The organism is Tumebacillus flagellatus (assembly GCF_000714935.1).
In the GTDB taxonomy this organism is placed as follows: domain Bacteria; phylum Bacillota; class Bacilli; order Tumebacillales; family Tumebacillaceae; genus Tumebacillus; species Tumebacillus flagellatus.
On sequence record NZ_JMIR01000002.1, the window covers coordinates 112,795 to 135,604 of the forward strand.

Annotated in this window: 20 protein-coding genes and 1 riboswitch; of the genes, 10 read left to right on the forward strand and 10 right to left on the reverse strand. The window is 57.2% G+C overall.

All coding sequences use genetic code 11. The features are described from left to right. Positions 1–38: 38 nt before the first annotated feature. The 3 genes from EL26_RS02135 to EL26_RS02145 all read right to left on the reverse strand — a co-directional run bounded on the left by EL26_RS02135 (position 39) and on the right by EL26_RS02145 (position 3,014). Positions 39–1,073, reverse strand: coding sequence for a cytochrome d ubiquinol oxidase subunit II (locus EL26_RS02135; RefSeq protein ID WP_038083988.1), 1,035 nt, complete (start codon positions 1,071–1,073; stop codon positions 39–41). Further along, on the reverse strand, positions 1,066–2,427 hold the full coding sequence (locus tag EL26_RS02140) for a cytochrome ubiquinol oxidase subunit I (protein ID WP_038083990.1): 1,362 nt from the start codon (positions 2,425–2,427) through the stop codon (positions 1,066–1,068). The genes EL26_RS02135 and EL26_RS02140 overlap by 8 nt, the downstream gene beginning before the upstream one ends. Positions 2,428–2,504: 77 nt before the next feature. Then, positions 2,505–3,014: a DUF3291 domain-containing protein gene (locus tag EL26_RS02145; RefSeq protein ID WP_152559145.1), complete on the reverse strand. Its 510-nt coding sequence runs from the start codon at positions 3,012–3,014 to the stop codon at positions 2,505–2,507. 156 nt (positions 3,015–3,170) lie between these two features. Here EL26_RS02145 and EL26_RS02150 point away from each other — a divergent pair, with 156 nt between their 5' ends. Next, positions 3,171–3,986 (forward strand): hypothetical protein, encoded by an 816-nt coding sequence (locus EL26_RS02150; RefSeq protein WP_038083992.1) that lies wholly within the window; start codon positions 3,171–3,173, stop codon positions 3,984–3,986. Between the two features lie 122 nt (positions 3,987–4,108). Beyond that, entirely contained in the window at positions 4,109–4,456 is a 348-nt protein-coding gene (locus tag EL26_RS02155; protein WP_038083994.1) for a DUF1904 family protein, read from the forward strand. A 96-nt stretch (positions 4,457–4,552) separates the two neighbouring features. On the opposite strand, the gene EL26_RS02160 is transcribed toward EL26_RS02155, so the two are convergent. From EL26_RS02160 to EL26_RS02180, 5 genes are read right to left on the reverse strand one after another with little or no spacing between them, the layout of a single operon-like run. Further along, on the reverse strand, positions 4,553–5,092 hold the full coding sequence (locus tag EL26_RS02160) for a chromate transporter (protein WP_038083995.1): 540 nt from the start codon (positions 5,090–5,092) through the stop codon (positions 4,553–4,555). A 28-nt stretch (positions 5,093–5,120) separates the two neighbouring features. Next, complete coding sequence (locus EL26_RS02165; protein WP_038083996.1) at positions 5,121–5,612, reverse strand: chromate efflux transcriptional regulator ChrS; 492 nt, start codon at positions 5,610–5,612, stop codon at positions 5,121–5,123. Between the two features lie 22 nt (positions 5,613–5,634). Further along, positions 5,635–6,540, reverse strand: coding sequence for an ABC transporter permease (locus EL26_RS02170; RefSeq protein ID WP_038083998.1), 906 nt, complete (start codon positions 6,538–6,540; stop codon positions 5,635–5,637). Continuing rightward, positions 6,537–7,493, reverse strand: coding sequence for an ABC transporter permease (locus tag EL26_RS02175; RefSeq protein ID WP_038083999.1), 957 nt, complete (start codon positions 7,491–7,493; stop codon positions 6,537–6,539). Before EL26_RS02175 ends, EL26_RS02170 begins: the two co-directional genes overlap by 4 nt. Positions 7,494–7,520: 27 nt before the next feature. Beyond that, positions 7,521–9,077, reverse strand: coding sequence for an ABC transporter substrate-binding protein (locus EL26_RS02180; protein ID WP_038084000.1), 1,557 nt, complete (start codon positions 9,075–9,077; stop codon positions 7,521–7,523). 175 nt (positions 9,078–9,252) lie between these two features. Here EL26_RS02180 and EL26_RS02185 point away from each other — a divergent pair, with 175 nt between their 5' ends. The 4 genes from EL26_RS02185 (at position 9,253) to hrpB (ending at position 15,739) form a co-directional block, all read left to right on the forward strand. Continuing rightward, positions 9,253–10,245 (forward strand): ABC transporter ATP-binding protein, encoded by a 993-nt coding sequence (locus tag EL26_RS02185; RefSeq protein WP_038084001.1) that lies wholly within the window; start codon positions 9,253–9,255, stop codon positions 10,243–10,245. Continuing rightward, positions 10,242–11,183 (forward strand): ABC transporter ATP-binding protein, encoded by a 942-nt coding sequence (locus tag EL26_RS02190; protein ID WP_038084003.1) that lies wholly within the window; start codon positions 10,242–10,244, stop codon positions 11,181–11,183. The genes EL26_RS02185 and EL26_RS02190 overlap by 4 nt, the downstream gene beginning before the upstream one ends. Positions 11,184–11,231: 48 nt before the next feature. Further along, positions 11,232–12,842 (forward strand): gamma-glutamyltransferase family protein, encoded by a 1,611-nt coding sequence (locus EL26_RS02195; RefSeq protein WP_038084006.1) that lies wholly within the window; start codon positions 11,232–11,234, stop codon positions 12,840–12,842. A 269-nt stretch (positions 12,843–13,111) separates the two neighbouring features. Beyond that, a complete protein-coding gene (gene hrpB, locus EL26_RS02200) occupies positions 13,112–15,739 on the forward strand; it encodes an ATP-dependent helicase HrpB (protein ID WP_038084009.1) in 2,628 nt (875 codons plus the stop codon). Between the two features lie 51 nt (positions 15,740–15,790). Here the strand turns inward: hrpB and EL26_RS23320 are convergent, their stop codons facing one another. Further along, a complete protein-coding gene (locus EL26_RS23320; protein ID WP_052035892.1) occupies positions 15,791–16,489 on the reverse strand; it encodes an HNH endonuclease in 699 nt (232 codons plus the stop codon). Beyond that, positions 16,486–18,267 (reverse strand): AAA family ATPase, encoded by a 1,782-nt coding sequence (locus tag EL26_RS02210; RefSeq protein ID WP_038084011.1) that lies wholly within the window; start codon positions 18,265–18,267, stop codon positions 16,486–16,488. The genes EL26_RS23320 and EL26_RS02210 overlap by 4 nt, the downstream gene beginning before the upstream one ends. A gap of 219 nt (positions 18,268–18,486) precedes the next feature. Here EL26_RS02210 and EL26_RS02215 point away from each other — a divergent pair, with 219 nt between their 5' ends. The 4 genes from EL26_RS02215 to EL26_RS26095 all read left to right on the forward strand — a co-directional run bounded on the left by EL26_RS02215 (position 18,487) and on the right by EL26_RS26095 (position 22,803). Further along, a complete protein-coding gene (locus EL26_RS02215; RefSeq protein WP_052035893.1) occupies positions 18,487–19,494 on the forward strand; it encodes a metallophosphoesterase family protein in 1,008 nt (335 codons plus the stop codon). Between the two features lie 89 nt (positions 19,495–19,583). Next, positions 19,584–19,681, forward strand: a riboswitch (purine riboswitch). A 14-nt stretch (positions 19,682–19,695) separates the two neighbouring features. Then, complete coding sequence (locus tag EL26_RS02220; RefSeq protein WP_038084014.1) at positions 19,696–21,147, forward strand: NAD(P)/FAD-dependent oxidoreductase; 1,452 nt, start codon at positions 19,696–19,698, stop codon at positions 21,145–21,147. 112 nt (positions 21,148–21,259) lie between these two features. Continuing rightward, positions 21,260–22,045: an alpha/beta hydrolase family protein gene (locus EL26_RS02225; protein ID WP_038084017.1), complete on the forward strand. Its 786-nt coding sequence runs from the start codon at positions 21,260–21,262 to the stop codon at positions 22,043–22,045. Positions 22,046–22,170: 125 nt separating this feature from the next. After that, on the forward strand, positions 22,171–22,803 hold the full coding sequence (locus EL26_RS26095; RefSeq protein ID WP_038084019.1) for an FMN-binding protein: 633 nt from the start codon (positions 22,171–22,173) through the stop codon (positions 22,801–22,803). Positions 22,804–22,810: the final 7 nt, after the last annotated feature.

The following is a 22,810-nucleotide window of genomic DNA, read 5'->3' on the forward strand; positions in this document are numbered from 1 at the left end:
AGCTCTTCACGCCGCCACGACGTGAAGAGCTTTTTTTGCTATTTCTGCCGCAGATATTTCTTGTCCCGCATAAACATCCGCCAAAACAACCAAAACCCCGGCGTCAGCACCACAAACCCCACGAGGTACGAAACGAACAGCGCGTGAAACGTGCTCTCGTCGGTAAACCCCGACTGAATCGTCACCGACGGATACACGATGTACGGCAGATGCGCTTCCCCGTACCCCGTCGCCGCCAGCAAGTACTGAAACACCGTCGCCACCACGGCGAGACGCGGCCGCCCTGCAGCGGGAGACCCCGCTTTTCGAGGGGTGAACAACGCCAGATACCCCAACACGTAAAGCACGCCGGACGAGAGAATCCAGCCTTTGTTGTTTTGCAGGTTGTCATACATCCACGGCGCGTCCCGCGCCATCGTCACAATCACGAAGATCGCCGCGAGAAACGCAAACGGCCCGAGCCAGATCGCGTCTTTGCGATACACCTGATACGCCCGCCAGTCCTCCGACACGTGCGAGTAGTCCGCCAAGAGCAGCGACGAGAGAAACAGCGTCGACAGCCCGGCAAACGCCAGATACGCATACGTGCTGGCACTCGACAGCAACGACCCCCACAACAACTGATCCCGCCCGTCCGTCGTTCCGATCATGCCGCCGTACGTGATCGGCAGAACCAAAATCAACAACATCGGCAAAAACACGCCGGTCGCACCGGAGATCACCGACAGGGCGCGGGCGTATTTTTTTTCCGCGGCGTGCGAGAACACGAGGAACGCGCTGCGCAGCGTCAACAGCAACAACCCGATCGAGAACGGCCAGAGCAACACCGTCCCCAAAACCGCCGTTGCCCCCGGAAAAAAACTCACCGTCCCGATGACCACCAACACGATGAACACGTTCGTCACTTCCCACGACGGGGAGAGATAGCGGTTGGCGATCTGGGTCATGTTGTTTTCCTTGCGATAGAGATAGATCAGCGACCAAAACCCCGCCCCGAAGTCGATGGACGCCGCCATCGCGTACACGAAGACGAACAGCCACAGCAAACTTACCGCAATCAGCTCGTCAGACATGCAGGCCCTCCTCTTCGCCGTTCACGTCGCCCGAACCGCCCAACTCGTCGCCGAGCGGGTGGCGCTTGAAGTAGGCGCGCAACACGACGACCACCGAGATCGCCAAGAGCAGATACACGCCCGTGAACAGCAAAAACAGCGTGCCCAAGTTCCCCGTGTGCGTCACCGCTTCCGACGTGCGCATCACCCGGTAGAGAATCCACGGTTGCCGCCCCGTGCAGGAAAAAATCCACCCAAACTCAATCCCGAGCATCGACAGCGGCCCCGAGACGAAGAAGCTCCAGACCATCCAGCGCGGGAAAGTTTGTTTTTTTAACAGGCGGTGCCACCAAAATCCGACGATCGACATCAGCAACAGCAACATCCCCACGCCGACCATCGCGTTGAACAGCGTGTGGATGAACAGCGGCGGCCATTCGTCTTCCGGCCACTCGTTCAAGCCTTTGACCACCGTGTCAAAGCGGTTGTTCGCCAAGAAGCTCAGCGCCCAGGGAATCTCGATGCCGTACTTCACTTCATGCGTCTCTTTGTCGGTGAAACCGCCGATTGTCAGCGGCGCATGATCCTGCGTGACAAACAGTCCCTCCGCCGCCGCCAGCTTCTCCGGCTGCTCGTCGTACAAGTGCTGCGCCGACGCATGGCCGTTGAGCGCCGTCAACACGGAGAACAGCCCGCCGACCACCAAGCCCACCATCAACGCCTTGCGGTGAAACGCGTAATGCTTGTCCGACAAACCGCGGCGCAGCATCTTGAACGCCGCCAGCGACGCGATCACAAACGCGCCGGTCATGTACGCCGAAACGGCAACATGCCCCGCCGAAACGGCAAAGCTCGGGTTAAAAAAAGCTTTCCACGGCCGAATGTCCACAATCTCGCCGCCCACGATCCGAAACCCGGTCGGCGTGCCTTCAAACGCGTGCACGTTGGTGATCAGAATCGCCGACATCACGGCGCCGAACGCCACGAGCACGACGCTTAGGATTCGCATCCCCCGCGACAGGCGATCCGCCGCGTACACGTAGATCGACATAAACAACGCTTCGAGCAGAAACGCAAAGATCTCAATCTGAAACGGCAATGCGATGACCTTGCCCACAACCTTCATAAACTGCGGCCATAACAGCGACAACTGCACGCCGGCGATCGTGCCCGACGGGATCGCCACGCCGAGCAACACGGCAAACCCGCGTGTCCAACGCTTCGCCATCAGCGCGTAATCGCTGTCTCCGGTAAATTGGAACAGCACCTCCACGATCAAAATCATCAGCGGAAGCCCGACCCCAATCGTCGCGAAGATAATATGAAAGGCCATCGTCGTTCCAAACAGCGACCGTGCAAGCACCACTTGATCCATGCTGCGGCACCTCCTGATTTTTCTCTGTCTTACCTTCCCCTTCCAGATGGATTTTCATAGCAAAAAAAAACAACGAGTCACGCACCCGCGCTCCCGTTGTTTTTTTTCGCGTCTGTTGTTAGGTTTTTCGCTTGACGGACGATCTCGCCGCCGTCTGCAAAGCGTCCGTACTCGACGGCGAGCGCTGCGGCTTCCTCCATGTTCGGAATCTCGCCCCACGCTTTGTACGACAGCACGTACGCCTGCACCTTGCCTCCGTAGAACACCCAGCGGAAAAACCGCAACGCCCGCCCGTGTGCGCCGGAGTTGCGAAACTCCGTCATCTCGCGCCCGTTTTTCCAGACGGACAACGTCTGCGCCCAACCCGCGCGCACATCGGCTTCCAGTTCGGCGTAGATCACCGTGTCCCGCTTCACCATCTGCCGCATGATCGTTTCATTCAGAAACGCCGCGACCAACAACCGGAACAGACTCAGACGTTCCGAGCGCGTGATCGTAATCACCGACTCCGGCCCCAGCTGCGAAGCGTCCGGTTCGCCGTAGGTGACGCGCTGTCCGGGGTGCCGCACCCACTTTCTTCCTCTCATGGCTTTGTCTCCCTTCCAATGGTTGAATAAAATTTATTTTAGCACAAGTTTAGTAAAAATTCCCCGGCACTTTACTGACAAATTTCACGATCCATATTGGGAATCACATCTTAACTTGGAGTTGACGCTGATTTCCAAATCTTGTATACCTAGAGTATGAAAACACGTACACGTACCTTATTCGCCGGCTTTGCGCTGGCGCTGATGATGTCAGGTGTGTCGATCCCGCACCCGGTTTCCGCTGCAATTGCTTCGAACGTCCCGCCGGACGTGCAGACATACGCGGAACACGAGGGATTGCAGGAAGCCAAACGCCTGTTGGAGATCACGGGGGAAGATGTGCAAGCCCTGACTGTCGGGCCGGGCTTGCAAGTGTATCTCCCCGACGTGGAAAAAACCAAACAGAGCCGGGACGGTTCGCTGTTGGACGTCTTGAAGCCGATTGAGCAGTGGGAGTTCGTGCTGGAGGCAAACGGAGAGCCGAAAGTCTTGCTGGACGTACAGAAGCAAGACGGCCAGCTGTCGCTCGTGTTGACCGGAGGGAGCGGAAGCACGTTCATGGAAGCGTGGGAATCCTATGACCAGCACGCGACGACGCCGCCGGTGCTCTTGCACGACATGTCCGCCCGCTATTTCGTCGGCCGCCAAACGTCCGCGCAGATCGCCGTCCCGGATAGCGATTTCCAAGTGCATCCGGCGACGGAACTGCTGCGCAGTCTCCAAGAACGGATGAGCAATCCCGCACAGACCAAGGACGGCTTGCTCCAGTTGAGCGGCGGCGGGAGTGCAGGAGGGGGCACCGCCAATTCTCACAACCTCGGCAACAACCTCAACCGCAACACCAGCCCCACCCCGCCGAGAATCCCCGTCACGACGCTCTTGGGGATCGTCTTCCTCGGCGTGATTCTCTCGATCTTCGGCTTCGGACTTGTGTTCTTCTTCACCTCTCAAAAAAAGCGGCCTCTTCCCTGACGAGGCCGCTTTTTGGCGTGTGTGTACCCGCCCCCAAAAGGTCCCGCTTGCCGAGGGCGTTTTTTTGATACAATAGAGAGAAGTGATCCTTAGCAACACGAAATACGAAATGAGGGAACAACATGCCATACATCCGGTTTACTGGATTTGAAACGTCGTTGCTGCAGAAAATCGCAGTGACCCTCGTCGATCGGTTTGCGGCGATCGTCAACATTCCGCACGAGATCATCAAGATCGAAAAAACCGCCATCGAACCCATCTTGAACTCGCCGCAATCGGTCGAGATTCAAATGTTCCAACGCGACCAGCAGACGCATGACGCCATCGCGCTGATGATCCACACGCTGCTGCAAGAACACGGGTGCCCGAGCGCCCACATCTACTACAACCTCCTCTCGCCCGCGCTCTACTACAAGGGCGGCGTCCCTTTGAATCAGATTCCCAAAAAGTCCAGCGCCGTCCACTCCTAAACGCGCGCACGCCAAAAAGAACCTCCGCTCCCGGAGGTTCTTTTTCGTAACCGCATACACTCACATTCACATTCACATTCACATTCACACAAGTTCTCACACACTCGGCGTTCTAAAAAACAACAGCCCCAGCACCATCGCGCCCAAAATCACATACGGTGCGTCAATCTTCAACCAGAACAGCGCCAGCGCGGACGCCACGCCGACGGCGATCGGCTTCCAGTCGCTGAACGTGCCGTTTTGCGACGCTTGAAACGCCGTCTGGATCAACAAGACCACAACGACCGGTCGGACGGCGGCGATCAAGCCCTTCAGGTAGGGGCTGTTTTTAAACGTGGTCAGCAGTTTGACGAGCACGATGACCGCGATCGCCGTCGGCGCGACCATGCCGATCAGCGCAGACGCCGCCCCTAAGATCCCCGCGACTTTGTACCCGACGAAAGCGGACAGTTTGGTGGCAATCGGCCCCGGCAGCGTATTGGCGATCGCCAGCGCGTCGGCGAACTCTTGGTCGCTCAACCAATGATAGCGTTCGACGACCTCGGTGCGGATCAGCGGAATGGCGCTCGGCCCGCCTCCGTAACCAAGCAGACCGGCGCGCATCATGGCGATGAACAAGTACCAGATGGACGACATGGGAATCCTCCTTTCAAATGGAGGGGACTTACAGTTTCATCCCCATTCGGCTCTTGTAGCGTTTGAGCAGCATCTGACAGTCGACCTTGAGAATGCCGGGCATTGCATAGAGTTTTTCCTTCAAAAATTTCTGCAGCTCGGAGTTGCTCGTGAAGATGCCGTGCATGTGCAAGGTGCTCGGCCCCGTCATGTGGTACAAACTCGTCACGGCCGGGTCCTTCGCCAACTCTTGCGCCACAGCATCGAGATGCGACGGTTCGATGTCTACATGGAAAAAAGCCGATACTTTCATCCCGACCATCGCCGGGTTGATCACGACGGTAAACCGTTCGATCACCCCGGCTTCGATCAAGGACTGGATGCGGGTTTGGACAGCTACCCGCGAGAGCTCGATGCGTTTCCCCAAGTCCGTGTACGAGATGCGGCTGTTTTCATGCAGGATTTCCAAAATCTGTTTGTCAACATCGTCGAGTTCCAATTTCGGCAGTTCACTGTCTGCATCTGCATATTCGTACACCATGTTTGTGTCCCCCTGTGCCCCGTTAGCGTTTTAGTTTCGGATCGAGTACCTCCCGAATTCCGTCGCCCAGCAAGTTAAAGCCGAGCACCACTAAAAATATCGCAAGGCCGGGCCAGAAGGCAAGCAAAGGTTCGATATTCAAGTATCCCTGCGCGATGTGCAGCATCGAGCCCCAGCTCGGTTGCTCCGGCGCCGCGCCCAAACCCAAGTACGAAAGGCCGGCTTCCGCAACGATCGCCGCCGCCATCGACAGCGTCGCTTGGACGAGCAGCGGAGCCAGGCAATTTGGCAGTACATGCAGGAACATGATGCGTCCGTCGCGAGCCCCGATCGCTTTGGCGGCCTGCACATATTCCAAGTTGCGCACCGTCATGACTTGGGCGCGGGTGATGCGGATGATCGACGGCAGGAACCCGATCCCGATCGCCACCATCGCGTTAAAAAATCCTCCGCCAAGCACGGCGGCCATGACCAGCGCGAGGATGATCGACGGAAACGCCTGCATCGCGTCGACGATGCGCATGATCACCCATTCGTCCCAGACACCGCGGTAATAGCCGGTGACGAGCCCGATCGGCACGCCGATCACGAGCGCGATCCCGACGGAGATCGCCGCCGCTTCCAGCGACAGCCGCGCCCCGTAGATCAAGCGCGAGAACGTGTCGCGCCCGAGGTCGTCGGTACCGAGGAGATGCCCGTTGCCTGGCTTGGAGATCAAGTTGTTGTAGTCTTGGTCAAAAATCGGATCGTGCGTGGCGATCAGCGGCGCGAAAATCGCCGTCAAGATCAGGACGAGGATGATCACGCCCCCGACAACCGCCAGCTTGTTGCGGGAGAAGCGCCGCCAAAATTGACGGGCGCGTCTTTCTTTTTTGACAACTGGAACGGCGGTGTTGGAAGCGGACGCTTGCGTTGCGGAGTGGCTCATCCTTCTGCCCCCTTTCCGACTTTGATGCGCGGGTCGATCAGCGAATAGGTCAGATCGACTGCGAGGTTGATCACGACGACCAGCAGTGCGGACACCAGCACCGCGCCTTGCACGGTCACGAAGTCGCGTTGGTAAATCGAGTCGACGATCAGCTTGCCAAACCCCGGAATCGAGAAGATCGACTCCGTGATTACGAGACCCCCGAGCAGACCTGCGACCATCAGGCCGGATGTGGTCACGACCGGGACCAGTGCGTTTTTGAAAGCATGGCGCAGGACGACGACGCGCTCGCGCTGTCCTTTGGAGTAGGCGGTGCGGATGTAGTCCGCGCTCATCACTTCAAGCAGCGACGAGCGCAGCATCCGCATCAGCACGGCCGCTTCCCGCAGCGCCGTCGCGAACATCGGCAAAATCATCGCCGTGATGTTGGCGGCGGGGTTTTCGAAGAACGGCGTGTACCCGGAAGCCGGGAACCAGCCCAGTTTGACGGCGAAGAGGACGATCAACATCATCGCAAACCAGAACGACGGGATCGACATGCCGCTCATCGCCAGAATCGAAGCGACATAATCGGAGAATTTGCCCTGTCTCGTCGCCGAGATGATGCCTGCCGGAATCGCGATGATCAGCGCGATCAAGAACGTGCCGATCGTGAGCTCCACCGTGACCGGCAGACGCTGGGCGATCAGATCAGAGACCGGCGAGTTGTCGACGAGCGAGTGCCCGAGATCCCCGTGCAGAACGCCTCCCAGCCAATGCAGATACTGCATGACGATCGGATCGTTCAGACCGAGCTGCTCGCGCAACGCCGCGACCGCTTCCGGAGGCGCTTCCTGCCCGAGGATAACCGTTGCTGGATCGCCGGGCAGCATGTGCATGAGAGAGAAAACCAAGATCGTCACCAAAAAAATGACCGGTACGGCCAGCAACAATCGCCTGACCAGGAATGCCATACTCATTCTCCTTCCTGCGTAGAATGCTTACTTGCTCAGAGTTGCGGTACGGATCAAGCCGTCCGGAACGTACACGAAGCCTTGGACCTCTTTGGAGAGACCGAACACGTTGTTGGAGTGGTAGAGGTAGAGGTACGGGTTCTCGGTGTTGAGAATCTGCATCGCTTTGTCGTAGAGTTCCTTGCGCTTGTTGTTGTCGCCTTCGACGCGCGCGCTTTGCAGCAGAGTGTCCACGTCCTTGTTGCTGTAGCGCGAGTAGTTTTGCGTGCCGTCGGTCACGTCCCAATCGTAGAGGTTTTGGTCCGGGTCCGGACGTCCGCTCCAGCCGAGTTGCACGGCTTCGTAGTTGCCGTTTTTCGCTTGGTCGATCAGGGTGCCGAACTCGACTTTTTCCAAATTGACGGTGATGCCCGCCGGTTTGAGCATGTTTTGGATCATTTGGCCGAGCTGTTGGTTGGTCGGCGTCGTGCCGATCTTCAGCGTGAACGAGAAGCCGTCCGGTTTGCCGCCCTGCTTGAGCAATTCCTTTGCTTTGTCCACGTTCGGTCTTTCGAACTTGTCGGTGTCGCCGAACGCAAATTGCGTCGGAGCAAACGGCGAGTGGCCCGCCGTGCCTGCGCCGTTGAGCACCACTTTGACGATCGCGTCGCGGTCGATCATCAGGTCGACGGCGGAACGGAGCGCGGCGTTGTCAAACGGAGCTTTCGACGCGTTCAAGTGCATGCCTTGGAAACCTTGGCCCGCTTGGTTGACGACGGAGATCTTCGGATCGTTTGCGAAGTTCGGAATCTCCTTGGTCGGGAATACATTGGTGATGTCGACTTGTCCGGACTTCAAGTTGTTGAGCGCTTGGTTGGAGTCGTTGATGATCTTATAGACCACTTTGTCGAGGTGCGGGAGTCCTTCCTTCCAATAGTTCGGGTTTTTCTCCAGCGTCAGGGTCGAGCCTTTCACGCGGTCTTTCAAAACGAACGGGCCGGTGCCGACCGGATGGTTCAGGAAGTCGTCTCCGTACTGTTTCACGGCAGCCGGCGAGACCATCATCCCGGCGCGGTCGGTGAGGACGGAGAGGAACGGCGCGAACGGCTGCTTGAGGTCGATCTTGACGGTGCTCGGATCGACGACGCTCACTTTGTCGACCGCTTGCAGTTCGTTGCGGCGGGTGGACGCTTTGTCCATGTAGCGTTCGATGTTGAATTTTACGGCGTCGGCGTTGAAGTCGGTGCCGTCGGTAAACTTCACGCCCGGGTGAAGGTGGAACGTATACGATTTCTGGTCGGGCGACACGTCCCATTTGTCTGCGAGCATCGGAACGATGTTGCCTTTGTCATCCAGATCGACCAGTTTGTCGTAGATGCTTTGGAACACCATGCGGTCGACCAGCGCGGTGGAGAAGCTCGGGTCGAGTTTCGGCGGGTCTGCGTCCAGGGAAATGTTGACCGTCCCCCCCTGTTTCACTGCGTTGGTTGCCGGTTTGGCATCGGACTTGGACGTGTCGGCGCTGTTGCTGGAAGAGCACCCGGCCGAAGCGATTAAGGCACCTGCCAATAAAAACGTGAAGCTCAATTGTAACGGTTTTTTCATCCTGACTGACCCCCTGGTTATTGTCATTTCGAAAGTGTTTTTTGTGATTTGCTTTCGTTTCGTCTACCTTACACCAAAATTAATTTCCAAGCAATCAGAAAATTCGTCCTTGACTGAACAAAAAGTTTTTGAGACATTGGTACAAAGTTATTTTTCTGAAAGGGAGGACGAGCGCATGTCCACCATCTTGGAGATTCAAAATCTGAAAACTCAGTTTCACGGTGAAAACCGCGTCATCCCCGCCGTCGACGGCATTTCGTTTTCTCTTCAAAAGGGAGAGACGCTCGGCGTCGTCGGCGAATCCGGCTGCGGCAAGAGCGTCACGTCGCTTTCGATCATGCGTCTGTTGGCGAAGGGGGCCAAGATTGCCGAGGGCCGCATCCACTTCAACGGCCGCGACCTGCTCTCCCTCTCCGAAGCACAAATGCGCTCCGTGCGCGGCAACGAGATCGCGATGATCTTCCAAGAACCGATGACTTCGCTGAACCCGGTCTACACGATCGGCAAACAGCTTTCCGAGATGACGATGCTCCATCGGGGCTATTCCAAAAAACAAGCGCTCGACCATGCGGTCGAGATGCTGAAGAAAGTCAACATCCCGCGTCCGGAGAAGATCGTGCACGAATACCCGCACCAACTCTCCGGCGGGATGCGCCAGCGCGTGATGATCGCGATGGCGATGTCCTGCGACCCGGACGTGTTGATCGCCGACGAACCGACGACGGCGCTCGACGTGACGATCCAAGCGCAGATTCTCGACCTGATGCGCGATCTGCGCGACCGCCAGTCCACGTCGATCCTGTTGATTACGCACGACTTGGGCGTCGTCGCCGAGATGTGCGACCGCGTCATCGTCATGTACGCGGGACAAGTTGTGGAAGCGGCGGACGTGAACTCGCTGTTTGAGCGTCCGGCGCATCCGTACACGCAAGGCTTGATGCGCTCCATTCCGAAAGTGGACGCCGACCTCGACCGTCTGGAATCGATTCCGGGCTCCGTTCCGTTGCCGGGCTCCGTTCGCCAAGGCTGCCGGTTCGCGTCGCGCTGCGAACAGGCACACGACAAGTGCCTGTCCGACACGCCGCCGCTGTTTGAGCTGGGGGAAGGCCGTCAAAGCCGATGCTGGTTGAACCAAGAATCTGCAATCGGGGAGGTGCAGCACGCATGAGCACGCTGCTGGAAGTCAAAGGTCTCAAAAAGTACTACGGCACGCGCAAGGAAGTTGTAAAAGCGGTGGACGACGTCTCGTTTACCGTTGAAGAAGGCGAGACGCTCGGCATCGTCGGCGAGTCCGGTTGCGGGAAGTCCACGACCGGACGGGCGATTTTGCGGTTGATCGAGCCGTCGGAGGGAGAGGTGCTGTTCCAAGGCAAACCGCTGACAGCACTCAAGAACGCCGAACTGCGCAAAGCGCGCCGCGACTTGCAGATGGTCTTCCAAGACCCGTTTGCGTCGCTGAACCCGCGCATGACGGTCGGCGCGATTCTGGAAGAACCGCTGAAAGTCCACGGGATCGGCACGGCGACAGAACGCAAAGAAAAAGTGAAAAAACTGCTCGAAACCGTCGGTCTCACCGAAGCGCACTACGACCGCTTCCCGCACGAGTTTTCCGGCGGGCAACGCCAGCGCATCGGCATCGCGCGGGCGCTGATCACGCAGCCGAAGCTGATCGTCGCCGACGAACCGGTCTCCGCGCTCGACGTGTCGATTCAGTCGCAGATTCTAAACCTCATGAAAGACCTGCAAGAGGAATTCCAACTCACCTACCTGTTCATCTCGCACGACTTGTCGGTCGTGCGCCACATCTCCGACCGCGTCGGGGTGATGTACTTGGGCCGGATGGTCGAACTCTCGCCCAAGAAGAGCCTCTATGACAACCCCTTGCATCCCTACACGCAAGCGTTGCTTTCCGCCGTGCCGCATCCGACGCCGGGCGAGAAGCGCGAGCGGATCGTGCTGACCGGCGACGTGCCGAGCCCGGCGAACCCGCCGAGCGGGTGCGCGTTCCACACCCGTTGCCACGCCTGCATGGAGATTTGCAAAACGGAGCGTCCCGCACTGAAGGAAACAGGGGATGGACACTTCGTGGCATGCCACCTATATTAATTGAAGAGACAGGTCGAAAACCGAACATGTGGAAGGGAGTCTGACCCCATGAATCTCGATGCTTTGCACCATCCCTATGCTTCGCGCCGCATGACCACCTATGCCCGCAACGGCATGGTGGCGACGTCGCAACCGCTCGCCGCTCAAGCGGGTTTGGAAATTCTGCGCAAGGGCGGGAACGCCATTGATGCGGCGATCGCGACGGCGGCGGCGCTCACCGTCGTGGAGCCGACGTCAAACGGGATCGGCGGCGACTCGTTTGCCCTGATCTGGACGAAGGGCGAACTGCACGGGTTGAACGCGAGCGGCCCGGCTCCGGCGGCAATCTCGCTGGAAGAACTGCGAAACCAAGGGCATACGGAGATGCCGAAGTATGGTTTCGTTCCGGTGACCGTGCCGGGCGCGCCGTCCGCGTGGGCGGAATTGTCGGCGAAGTTTGGCAAGTTACCTTTGACGGACGTGCTCGCGCCGGCGATTGAGTACGCCCAGCGCGGCTTCCCGCTGTCGCCGACGCTCGGGTACTACTGGGAGCGGGCGGTGAAGATCTTCAGCGAAAACTTGAAGGGCGACGAGTTCAAGCATTGGTTTGACACGTTCGCACCGGAAGGCCGCGCGCCGCGCATCGGCGAGATGTGGCGTTCGCCGAACCATGCCAAGACGTTGCAAGAGATTGCGGAGACGGGAGCGGCATCGTTTTATCGCGGAGAGCTCGCGGAGAAGATCGACGCCTATTCCAAAAAGCACGGCGGGTATCTGTGCGGAGAGGATTTGGCGAACTTCCGCCCGGAGTGGGTGAAGCCGATCTCCGTCAACTACAAAGGCTACGACGTGTGGGAAATCCCGCCGAACGGGCACGGCATCGTCGCGCTGATGGCGCTCAATCTGCTCAAGGGCTTCGATTTCACGGAGCGCGAGACGGTGCAGGCGTACCACACGGCGATTGAAGCGACGAAGTTGGCGTTTGCGGACGGGCAGAAGTACATCACCGATCTCAACCACATGACGGTGACGGTGGAGCAATTGCTGTCGGAGGCGTATGCGGACGAGCGCCGCAAGTTGATCGGCGATCTGGCGCGCCAACCGGAAGCGGGCGACCCGAGAAGCGGCGGCACGGTGTATCTGTGCACGGCGGACGGCGAAGGCAACATGGTGTCGTTCATCCAGAGCAACTACATGGGCTTCGGCTCCGGTTTGGTCGTGCCGGGCACGGGGGTTGGTTTGCACAATCGAGGAAACAACTTCACGCTCGACCCGACGCACGACAACTGTTTGGCACCGGGCAAGCGTCCGTACCACACGATCATTCCGGGCTTCCTGTCCAAGGGCGGGCAAGCGGTGGGGCCGTTTGGCGTCATGGGCGGCTTCATGCAGCCGCAAGGGCATGTGCAAGTCGTCATGAATACGGTCGACTTTGCGCTCAACCCGCAATCGGCGTTGGATGCTCCGCGCTGGCAGTGGACGTCCGGGCTGAACGTCGAGCTCGAAGCGTCGGTGCCGGAGCACATCGTCGACGCGCTGCACCGCAAGGGGCACGCGGTCAAAGTCGCAATCGGACGCGGCGGTTTCGGCCGCGGTCAGATCATCTGGCGCGACACCGACAGCGGCGTGCTCGCAGGCGGCACGGAGATGCGCACCGACGGGCATGTGGCGGCGTTTTAAGTTTGGCTATGGAAAAAGAGACCGTGCGGGTGGCGGTCTCTTTTTTACATATGAAGAGCTATGTTGAGGTGCGGAGTTCGTCTGTGGTAAAATGAGGGCAGGATAAAAAAATGACCGTAGGTGCTGGAAACACCTACAGTCGTTTTGCACAACTGACTACCCTCTAGGGTGTCGGCTCATAATTTCTAGTTGAAATAGATCGCTGAGCTGTGGAAACTCAAGGGCGATCTTTTTTTATTGATTGATCGATTCAGATGGAGGTCAAAGGGATGTCGGGGTTGCCGATCGATGTGGTGTTGCCGGAGTTGAAAGAGACATTGCGGGAGCGAATCAGCGCCGTGCTGGTCGCGCCGCCGGGCGCGGGCAAGACGACGCGAATTCCGCTTGCCCTGTTGGACGAGCCGTGGCTTGCCGGGCAGAAAATTCTCATGCTGGAGCCGCGACGCCTCGCCGCACGGGCCGCCGCCGGATTCATGGCTTCCGTGCTGGGGGAGAAAGTCGGCGAAACGGTCGGCTACCGCGTGCGGATGGACACCAGAGTCGGACCAAAGACGCGGATTGAAGTTGTCACCGAAGGCGTGCTGACACGGATGTTGCAAGGAGATCAGGCGTTGGAAGGGTACGGCATCGTGATTTTTGACGAGTTTCATGAGCGGAGTCTGCATGCGGACTTGGGGCTGGCGCTGTGCCTGCAATCGCAAGAGATGCTGCGCGACGACTTGCGCCTGCTCGTCATGTCCGCGACGCTTGAAGCGGAGCCGGTTGCGAATCTGCTCGGAATTGCGCCTGTGCTGAAAAGCGAAGGTCGCGCATTCCCCGTGGAAACCCGCTTAGCCGCCCACCGCGTGGAAGGGCGGGTGGAGCCTGCCGTTGTGAAAGCCATCATGGAGGCGTTGAATCGGGAGGAGGGCGACATTCTGGTGTTCCTGCCGGGCACGGGCGAGATTCGCCGGACGGAAGCGTTGCTTGCGGAGCAGGGGATCAGGACGGCAACCGCGTCCGCTCGCGAAGAAACGACTTCCAATGACCCCTCCGCCGCTTCATGGAAGAGTGCTCCTGCCAAAGACATCCCGTCATTTTCACAGCAATTCGGCGCTGGCTCAGATTCACTTCGCCAACCTCAGCGCATCCGCGTCGCCCCGCTTCACGGCAGTCTGACCCGCGAAGACCAAGACCTCGCACTGACGCCGTGCCCGCCCGGCGAGCGCAAAATCGTGCTGGCGACCTCCATCGCCGAAACGTCGCTCACCGTCGAGGGGGTGCGCGTCGTGATCGACAGCGGGCAGATGCGCGTTCCGCGCTTTTCCCCGCGTACGGGTATGACGCGGCTTGAAACGGTGACGGTCTCGCGCCCCTCGGCCGACCAACGCCGCGGACGCGCCGGACGCTTAGGGCCGGGGGTCTGCTACCGGATGTGGACCGAAGCGGAAGACGCGCAACTGAAATCCCGCAGCACGCCGGAAATTCTCGAAGCGGACTTGGCGCCGCTCGCGCTCGAACTGGCGGCATGGGGCGTCGACGACCCTGCCGAACTGCTCTGGCTCGACCCGCCGCCTGCCGCGTCTTACGCGCAAGCCCGCACGCTGTTGCAACAACTCGGCGCGCTCAACCTTGACGGCAACATCACCGCGCACGGACGACGCATGGGCGAACTCGGCTTGCACCCGCGCCTCGCGCACATGATTTTGCAAGCGATCCCGCTCGGCGACGGAGCCCTCGCCTGCGATCTGGCGGCGCTCTTGAACGAACGCGACATCCTGCGCGGCGACCGCCTCGCCGACGCCGATCTCCGTTTGCGACTGGAAGCGCTCCACGCCGTGCAGGAAAAAACATCACCGCCCCACACGGTCGACCTCTCCACCTCCCGCCGCATCCTCGCCGAAGCCGGGCAGTGGAAACGGGGGCTCGATCTCAAACAAAGCACACACACAGAGGACGTCGGACTGCTCCTTGCCTTCGCGTACCCGGATCGGATCGCACAGCGCCGACCCAACGGACGCTACCTGCTCGCAAACGGACGCGGCGCCGTCCTGCCGACGCTTCAAAATCTGTCGAGCGAGCCTTATCTCGTCGCCGCCGAACTCGACGACCAAGGCAGCGAGAGCCGCATCGATCTCGCCGCCCCGCTCGACCTCGAAACGCTCAAACAGCACTTCGCCGCCCAAATAAGCGACGAACACCTCGTCGAATGGGATTCCTCCACGCAATCGGTCAAAGCCCGCAAGCGCGAACGCTTCGGCGCGCTGATCTTGCGCGAATCCCAACTCCACGACCCAAGCCCGGAGGAAATCCTGCACGCCCTCCTGCAAGGCGTCGCCGAACTCGGCGTCGACAAAGCCCTGCCATGGACGAAAAACGCCCGCCAACTCCAACAGCGCCTGCACTTCCTCCACCGCGCCGACCCGCAAAACTGGCCGGACGTCTCGGACGAAGCGCTCACCCGCACGCTGCCCGACTGGCTCGGCCCGCACCTCTACGGAGCGAAAAATCTCAACGCCGTCTCCCGTTTGCACCTCACGCAACTTCTGGAATCCCTCCTCACTTGGGAGCAACAGCGCGAACTCGAAGCGAGCGCGCCGACGCATATCGCCGTCCCGAGCGGCTCGCGTATTCCCGTCGACTACAGCGACCCGGAATCCCCCGTGCTCGCCGTGCGGCTCCAAGAAGTATTCGGCCTCCCGGAAACGCCGCGCATCGCGCGCGGACGCGTGCCGCTGCTTCTGCACCTGCTCTCTCCCGCCCAACGCCCGGTGCAAGTCACCCGCGACCTCGCCAGCTTCTGGGCCACCACCTACTTCGACGTCAAAAAAGACCTCAAAGGCCGCTACCCCAAACACTACTGGCCCGAAGACCCGTGGAACGCGACCCCGACCAACCGCGCCAAACCGAGAAACTAATAAAAACACCGCAAGCTCACAAACGGGCTGATGCGGTGTTTTTTATTTGCCTTAACGCATTCGTCCTTCAGCATTCTCTAGATACCAATACTCGTAGTAGGCACGTAGATAAAATTCATCTCCGTATAAATCAAAAATAGGATTCAGTATGTCGACAGTTACCTTCTCACTCACCAATTTCTTGGCGAGGTGACTTAACTTTTCGAGGTTTCTCTCAAACGCCTCACCAAAAAACCTTTCCTTGGTGATTTCACCAATTTTGGTATGCGAGTTATAGCAGAAAAACTCACAATCAAGTGTAAGATGTTCCTCGACTCGATCAAATGTCGGGTCGAGCAGTCGGTCATTACTGGCTATTTCCATGATCGTGGATTTTTCATAGAGAAGGTCATGCGGAACGACCCCCTCCGCACAGGATTCGATAATCCTTTTTCCAGACAGGGAACGAGGAAAAAATGCTAATTTTCGCTGATTGCAATCATGACAAGCCGGAATCAAATTCTCCCAACAATAGGCGAGATAGGGAGCGGCTCGCTTATTTTTTGGAAAAAAGTGATCTACTTCTACTTTTGCCTTTTTCCCGCAATAGGCACAGTGATGACCTGACATCTCTGACAAAGCATCTCGCACGACATTCCAGCGTTTTTTGACTTGGGTTCCGGTTTCATCGTACAGGTCCTCATAGAACGACCGTTTCGTTTCCGAGCAATTCAAAGGATGCGGGGCATCTGTCCTGGTGACTTGTTTCATTTGACGAGCCCCTTCAAAGCGTCTACCGCTTTTCTCCGAGGACTATCTATAGGCAGGCTGGGAAGCAACCGTTCGTAGAGCACTTCGATCTCTCGCTTCTGCTCGTCACTGGGTGTGGGTACAGCGGTTTTCACCAATTCGCTGAAACGGTGCAACAGCTCCTCCAAGGACTCCGAAATCGAGTTCGCAGTTCGTGCTGGCGGCTTTGAAGAGACATGAAAAGCTTGTGCCAATATATCAGAGAGGTACCATTCAGCTGGGTTTCCAATCGGTTTCGTAAGGATTGTATCTTCCTCTTGATAGAGTTCAAACGCCTCGTCTTTCTCCGTTGCGGAAATGATGACGGGTGAGTGCGTAGTCGAAATAAACTGCACTTTGGGAAACAGGGTTTTCAATACGTATAGAACCTTCTGTTGCCATTTAGGGTGCAGATGCAAATCAACTTCGTCAATCAACACGATCCCTGGGGTCTTCGCGGATACTTCGGTACCTAATTGTGGATTTAAAACCGCCATGCGAAACGCAATGTCTGAAAGAATCCCAATGATGTCCTGGTAACCATCGCTTAAAGTGCTGATTGGATAAAAAGTTCCATCTTCGTACTTGAGATGAAGCTCACCTTCAAAATAGAACAATCCTTCTACAAAGTGCTCCTCATCTTCTGTCAACAAGCGCAAGCCACGCACAAGAAGGTCTGTTACGGCATCAAGCACTGGGATTTGCTGATTGATCTCGAACGCCAAGTATTTCATTTTGCGATACCATGCAATGAAAGTTTTGTAATTAGAATTCGGTTTCAGACAGTCTTTATATGCAAAAAATCGTGAAATTTTTTCCGTTTTTCCGACTTCTCCCATATCTCGATTGAAATTGGCCACACGCCCTGTGCCGTGATAAGCAAACACGGGCAGAATGATTTGCCTTGAGTTCTTCTCATCACGAACATCAGAGACAAGCTGCTTCACAATGCTCGTGATTTCATTCGATTCTTTATAAGTTGTACGAGAGTTTTTATCCGATTCATAGAGGGTACGGCTTCTTGACCACACGAGGCGATTGTTGATGAGACGTGAGGTCACTTTCATCTCCGTTGGAGGATGGTGTTCGGTTGCAGGGGCGTTTTGTACCCACTTACTGGTGAATCTAACGTCGCTTGCTTCAAAGGCCCGCTTGTCCACTTTTTCATCGATGGCTCGTAAGAACCCGCCAATTGCAACGGTGATACCTTCCAACAGGCTTGTTTTTCCGCTTGCATTTTTCCCAATCAATACGGTTGATTGCGGGTTAAATGTGAACGTTTCACTTTTGTAACAACGAAAGTTGGTAAGTTCCAACGATTCAATTCGAAAATCTACCGTAATTTCCGTGCGAAAGAACGCATCTCGAATTTGCTCAAAGAACGGTATAAGAAGATCCAGATCACCCAGTGTGGCATTGTAACTATGATGAAACTCTTTTGCTTCTACTAGTTTTCGAATGAGCGGTTGCTCCTTGATCGGAAAGAGGGTTTCAGAACAGACTTTTTCTTTTATTGGAGTAGGTGCTAAGAACATCAAATAACCCGGAATCTTGCTAAATCCATTTAGATAGTCCCAAAGTATCTGGCATACCTCAAACTGATTATAGGTAAACACGAACACACCGTAGTTCTTTACGTACTCACAAGAAAAGCCCATGCTCAACAGATGCTCTAAAAAATCCAAAGCGATCTGTTGATTTTGCAAATCTACACTTGCAAAAGCGTTTCGAATCGCTTCTGGAATCCTAGTCTCTGCCATCAAGAAACACCTCACTTATGTGTAAGACTATACCTTCTATTATACCATCTGCTAGGAAACATCAACCATCACGGACGGGATAAACATTGACTCTATTAATACCGATCTTACGAGAAACATAGGCAACATCCCGCCCCGGCGGCTTCTATTTTTAGGTTTCCATGAATGACCGCGAGACAATTATTTGAATTGCGTGTAAAATCTAGTTGAGGTGATCAGATGAAGACGAAACGTATGTGGCTTATCTCCTTAGCAACCGTTCTGATTGCCCTCTTGGTTTGGTACGTGAAACCGGGCCTGTACGTGCATGCGAAGACCCCGCTGGAAGCCAACGTCACAACTCCCAACGAGAATCCTGACGAGCTGAATTTTGAAGTGATCAGCGACCCCCATATCTCGCACAGCGACACCGCCACGCAAGACAAATTCAAACGCGTGCTCGGCGACATCGAGAAAGCCGCACCTCACAGCGACTTGCTGGTGATGAACGGCGACCTGAGCAACGGCTTCCCGGAAGACTACAACACGATCACCAAACTGCTGGCGGAAACACCGCATCCGCCGCTTGAAGTGACAATCGGGAACCATGAATTCTACAAAGCGTTCTACGACGCAAGCGAAACGATGAACAAATCCGCGTTCCCCAACGGCGACACCGATGCCAAAGCGCTCGGGCGCTTCCTCGACTTCGCCGGGCGCAAGACCGTCTATACGGAGAGAGTGATCAAGGGCTTCCACTTCCTCTTCCTCGGTTCGGAGAAGTCACGCATGAGCGACCCGAGCTACCTGGACGACGCCTACTTGTCCGACACCCAACTGAACTGGCTGCAAGGCAAACTGCAAGCAGCCCCCTCCGACAAGCCAACGTTCGTGTTTTTGCACCAACCGCTGCCGTACACCGTCTCCGGCACGGCGCGCCAAGGCTGGAACCGCACCGTCATCCAGCACGAGGAATTGAAAAAAATCCTCAGCGCCCACCCGAACGTGATCTTCTTCTCCGGGCACACGCACATCAACCTCGACCGCCCGACGACGTTCTTCCAAGACGGATTCCTGATGGTCAACGAATCCTCTGCCGGCCGTCCTTACAACCCCGACGGCCAAGTGCGACCCGACAGCGAGGGCATGTTCGTCGAAGTCAAAAACGGAACGGTCACCCTGCGCGGACGGGACTTCACCGGCAAGTGGATTCCCGGCAGCGTGCACACATGGAAACCTGCAAACTAAGGCAGGTTTTCTTTTTTCTCGAATCTGCTCCACTCCCCTCTTCCCGAACAAAATATAATGGATATTGACGATCGTTCGTGTTTTCCCGTACAATGGAACCCGTTGAGACTCGTATACGCTGGGAATATGGCTCAGTGTCTCTACCGGTACCCGTAAAGTGCCGACTACGTGTCCTGTGAACCTGAAAGGGGAGACCTGACGATGTTGTATGACGTGATCATCGTGGGCGCAGGGCCCAGTGGAATTTTTGCAGCGTATGAATTGACGCACCTCGATCCGGAAGCCAAAGTTCTGTTGATCGACAAGGGGCACGACATCTACCACCGCCGTTGCCCGATCCTGGAGGAAAAACTCGTGAAATGCCCGCCCGCGCATGAGCGCAAGGAATACGCAGGCTGCCTGCCCGCGTGCTCCATCACCGCCGGTTGGGGCGGCGCCGGCGCGTACAGCGACGGCAAATTCAACTTGACCACCGAATTCGGCGGCTGGATGGGCGACTACCTCGCTCCGTCCGAAGTGCTGAAATTGATCGAATATGCAGATGAAATCAACCTCGCGCACGGTGCGACGCTCTCGATCACCGACCCGACCACGCCGCATGTGACGGAGATTGAACGCAAAGCGCAATCGGCAGGACTCAAGCTCCTCAAAGCCCGCGTCCGCCATCTCGGAACGGAAGAGAACTTGAAGATCCTCTCGAACATCTTCGAAGGCATCAAAACCAAGATCGAAACCCGCTTCAAAACGTTCGTTGAGGACGTGCTCGTGGAAGAAACGGCAGACGGCAAGACCGTCACCGGCATCGTGTTGAAAAACGGCGAAGAACTCCGCGCCAAGAAAGTTATCATCGGCCCGGGCCGCGACGGTTCGCAATGGCTGGGCGAGATCCTCAAGCGCCACGGGTTGCGCATGACGAACAACCAAGTGGACATCGGCGTGCGCGTGGAAACGTCCGACGTGATCATGGCCGAGATCAACAAGCATCTCTATGAAGCGAAGTTCATCTTCAACACCTCTGTCGGCACCCGCGTGCGCACGTTCTGCTCCAACCCGTCGGGGCACGTCGTCGTCGAGAACCACTCCGGCGTCATGACGGCGAACGGCCACTCCTACAAAGACCCGAAACTCGGCTCGAAAAACACCAACTTCGCGCTGTTGGTCTCGCACACGTTCACCGATCCGTTTGACAAGCCGAACGAGTACGCGAAGGAAATTTCCCGCCGCGCCAACGACCTCTCGAACGGCTCCGTCATCGTGCAAAAGTACGGCGACATCCTCAAAGGCCGCCGTTCGACACCGAAGCGCATCGCAGAAGGCTTCCTCGAACCGACGCTCAAAGAAGCGGTTCCCGGCGACCTCGGGCTGGTGCTCCCGTACAACACCATGAAGTCGCTGATCGAGATGATGGACGCGCTCGACAAAGTCACGCCGGGCATCGCGTCGGAACACACGCTGTTCTACGGCGTGGAAGCGAAGTTCTACTCCGCTCGTCCGAAGCTGACGAATCACTTTGAGACGGAAATTAACGGCCTCTTCACGGTAGGCGACGGCGCGGGCATCACGCGCGGTCTCGCCCAAGCGTCTGCTGCCGGCGTGCATGTCGCCCGCCACATCCACAAAAAACTGCGCGACCGCGAGCCGGTTCACGCGTAAACCATCCACTCAAGACGAGTCCGTACAGGGCTCGTCTTTTTTCTTTGATACACAAAAGTGGTTTGAATTGGTAGAATAAATCTAACAACTGGCAACGAGAGGGAGGTACGAGATGGAGAGGCTGTCGTTATTGAAGATTCCGTCAGGGGACGATGTGATGGCGGGTCGTTTGTTTACGCCCAAAGGGGAGGGTCCGCATCCGGTGATTTTGTTGTTGCACGGGTTTCCCGGCGTGCAGCAAAACCACGACCTCGCGATGTGGTTGCAAAACGCCGGGTGGAGTGTGTTGGTGTTCAACTACCGGGGGTCTTGGGGGAGCCAAGGGAGTTTTTCATTTGAACATGCGCTCCAAGATGTGCAGGCGGCGCTGGCGTACTTGCGCCGGGAGGATGTGGCGGCGCCATACCGTTTGAATCTTGCGAACTTAGTGCTGATCGGGCACAGCATGGGCGGGTTTCTCAGCCTGATGACGGCAGCTGCGGTGCCGGACGTGAAAGCGGTCGCTTCGATTTCCGGTTTCAATTTCGGCCTCGTCGCGGAGATTCTGGGCGGCGAAGCGAAAGCGCTGGCAGAAGTGACGGCCATGTTGGAAGAGTCGTCGTACTTCCTGACGGGAGCGGACGGCGAGATGTTGACGAGCCAAGTGACGAAGCACGGCCCGGCGTGGAACTTGATCCGCCAAGTCGACCGGTTGACCGACCGTCCGGTTCTCCTGCTTGGAGCCGAACGCGACCAAGAAGGGCCGGTGGCGGTGCACCACGACACGCTGGTGGAAGCGTTCACGCGCATCGAAGCGCCGCATCTGGAACACATCCTCGAAGACACCGACCACAACTGGACCGACGCGCGCGACCGCCTGTCTGAGCATCTCTTGACCTGGCTTGCCAAACTCAACTAGACGCTTTCAAGAAACCGCCTGCTCCTGGGGCGGTTTTTTCTTAGAAATCTCAAAGAGAAATCAAATTTTCGTGTTGTATCCTATCCCTAAAATCCACAAAAGCGTTCTCGGAGGGAGAGAGCAGAATGGCCAAAAAAGCGGACAAAATGGCGGCGCTGTGTTCCGCCGCCATCGGTGCAATCTATATCGCGGGGTATCTGGTAACGGACCCCGGCTCCGCGCAGGCGATGCAAAACGGAGCCAACCCGTCCACTCCCGCGTTCCGCTCATCCGATCTTCATACAGAAAACAACAACAACTTCACGCAACCACCGGGCCAAGGTCAACAGCGATTCGGCCGCGACCGGGGACGTTTCAACGGCGACATGCCGCGACAAGGTCAAGGGCAACGTGGCGATGCCCCGACCGCACCGAACGGAAACTCCAACACCGCTCCCAACGGCGGCACTTCCACTTCTCAAGGGCAAGCGTTCGCAACTCCGACCGCCGGAAAACCGTACAAGGACGGAACATACACCGGCACAGGCTCCAACCGCATCGGCTCCGTCGAAGTCGCCGTCACCATCAAGAGCGGCAAAATCGCAGCGGTAGAAATCACCAACTGTGACACACACTATCCGCAAAGCGACATCGACGGACTGCCCGCGCAAGCTGTCGAGCGGCAAAGCTCCAACGTCGACACCGTCAGCGGTGCCACGAAGTCCACAGACGACTTCCGCACCGCGATGAACCAAGCGCTCGCACAAGCGCAATCGTAATCCCATC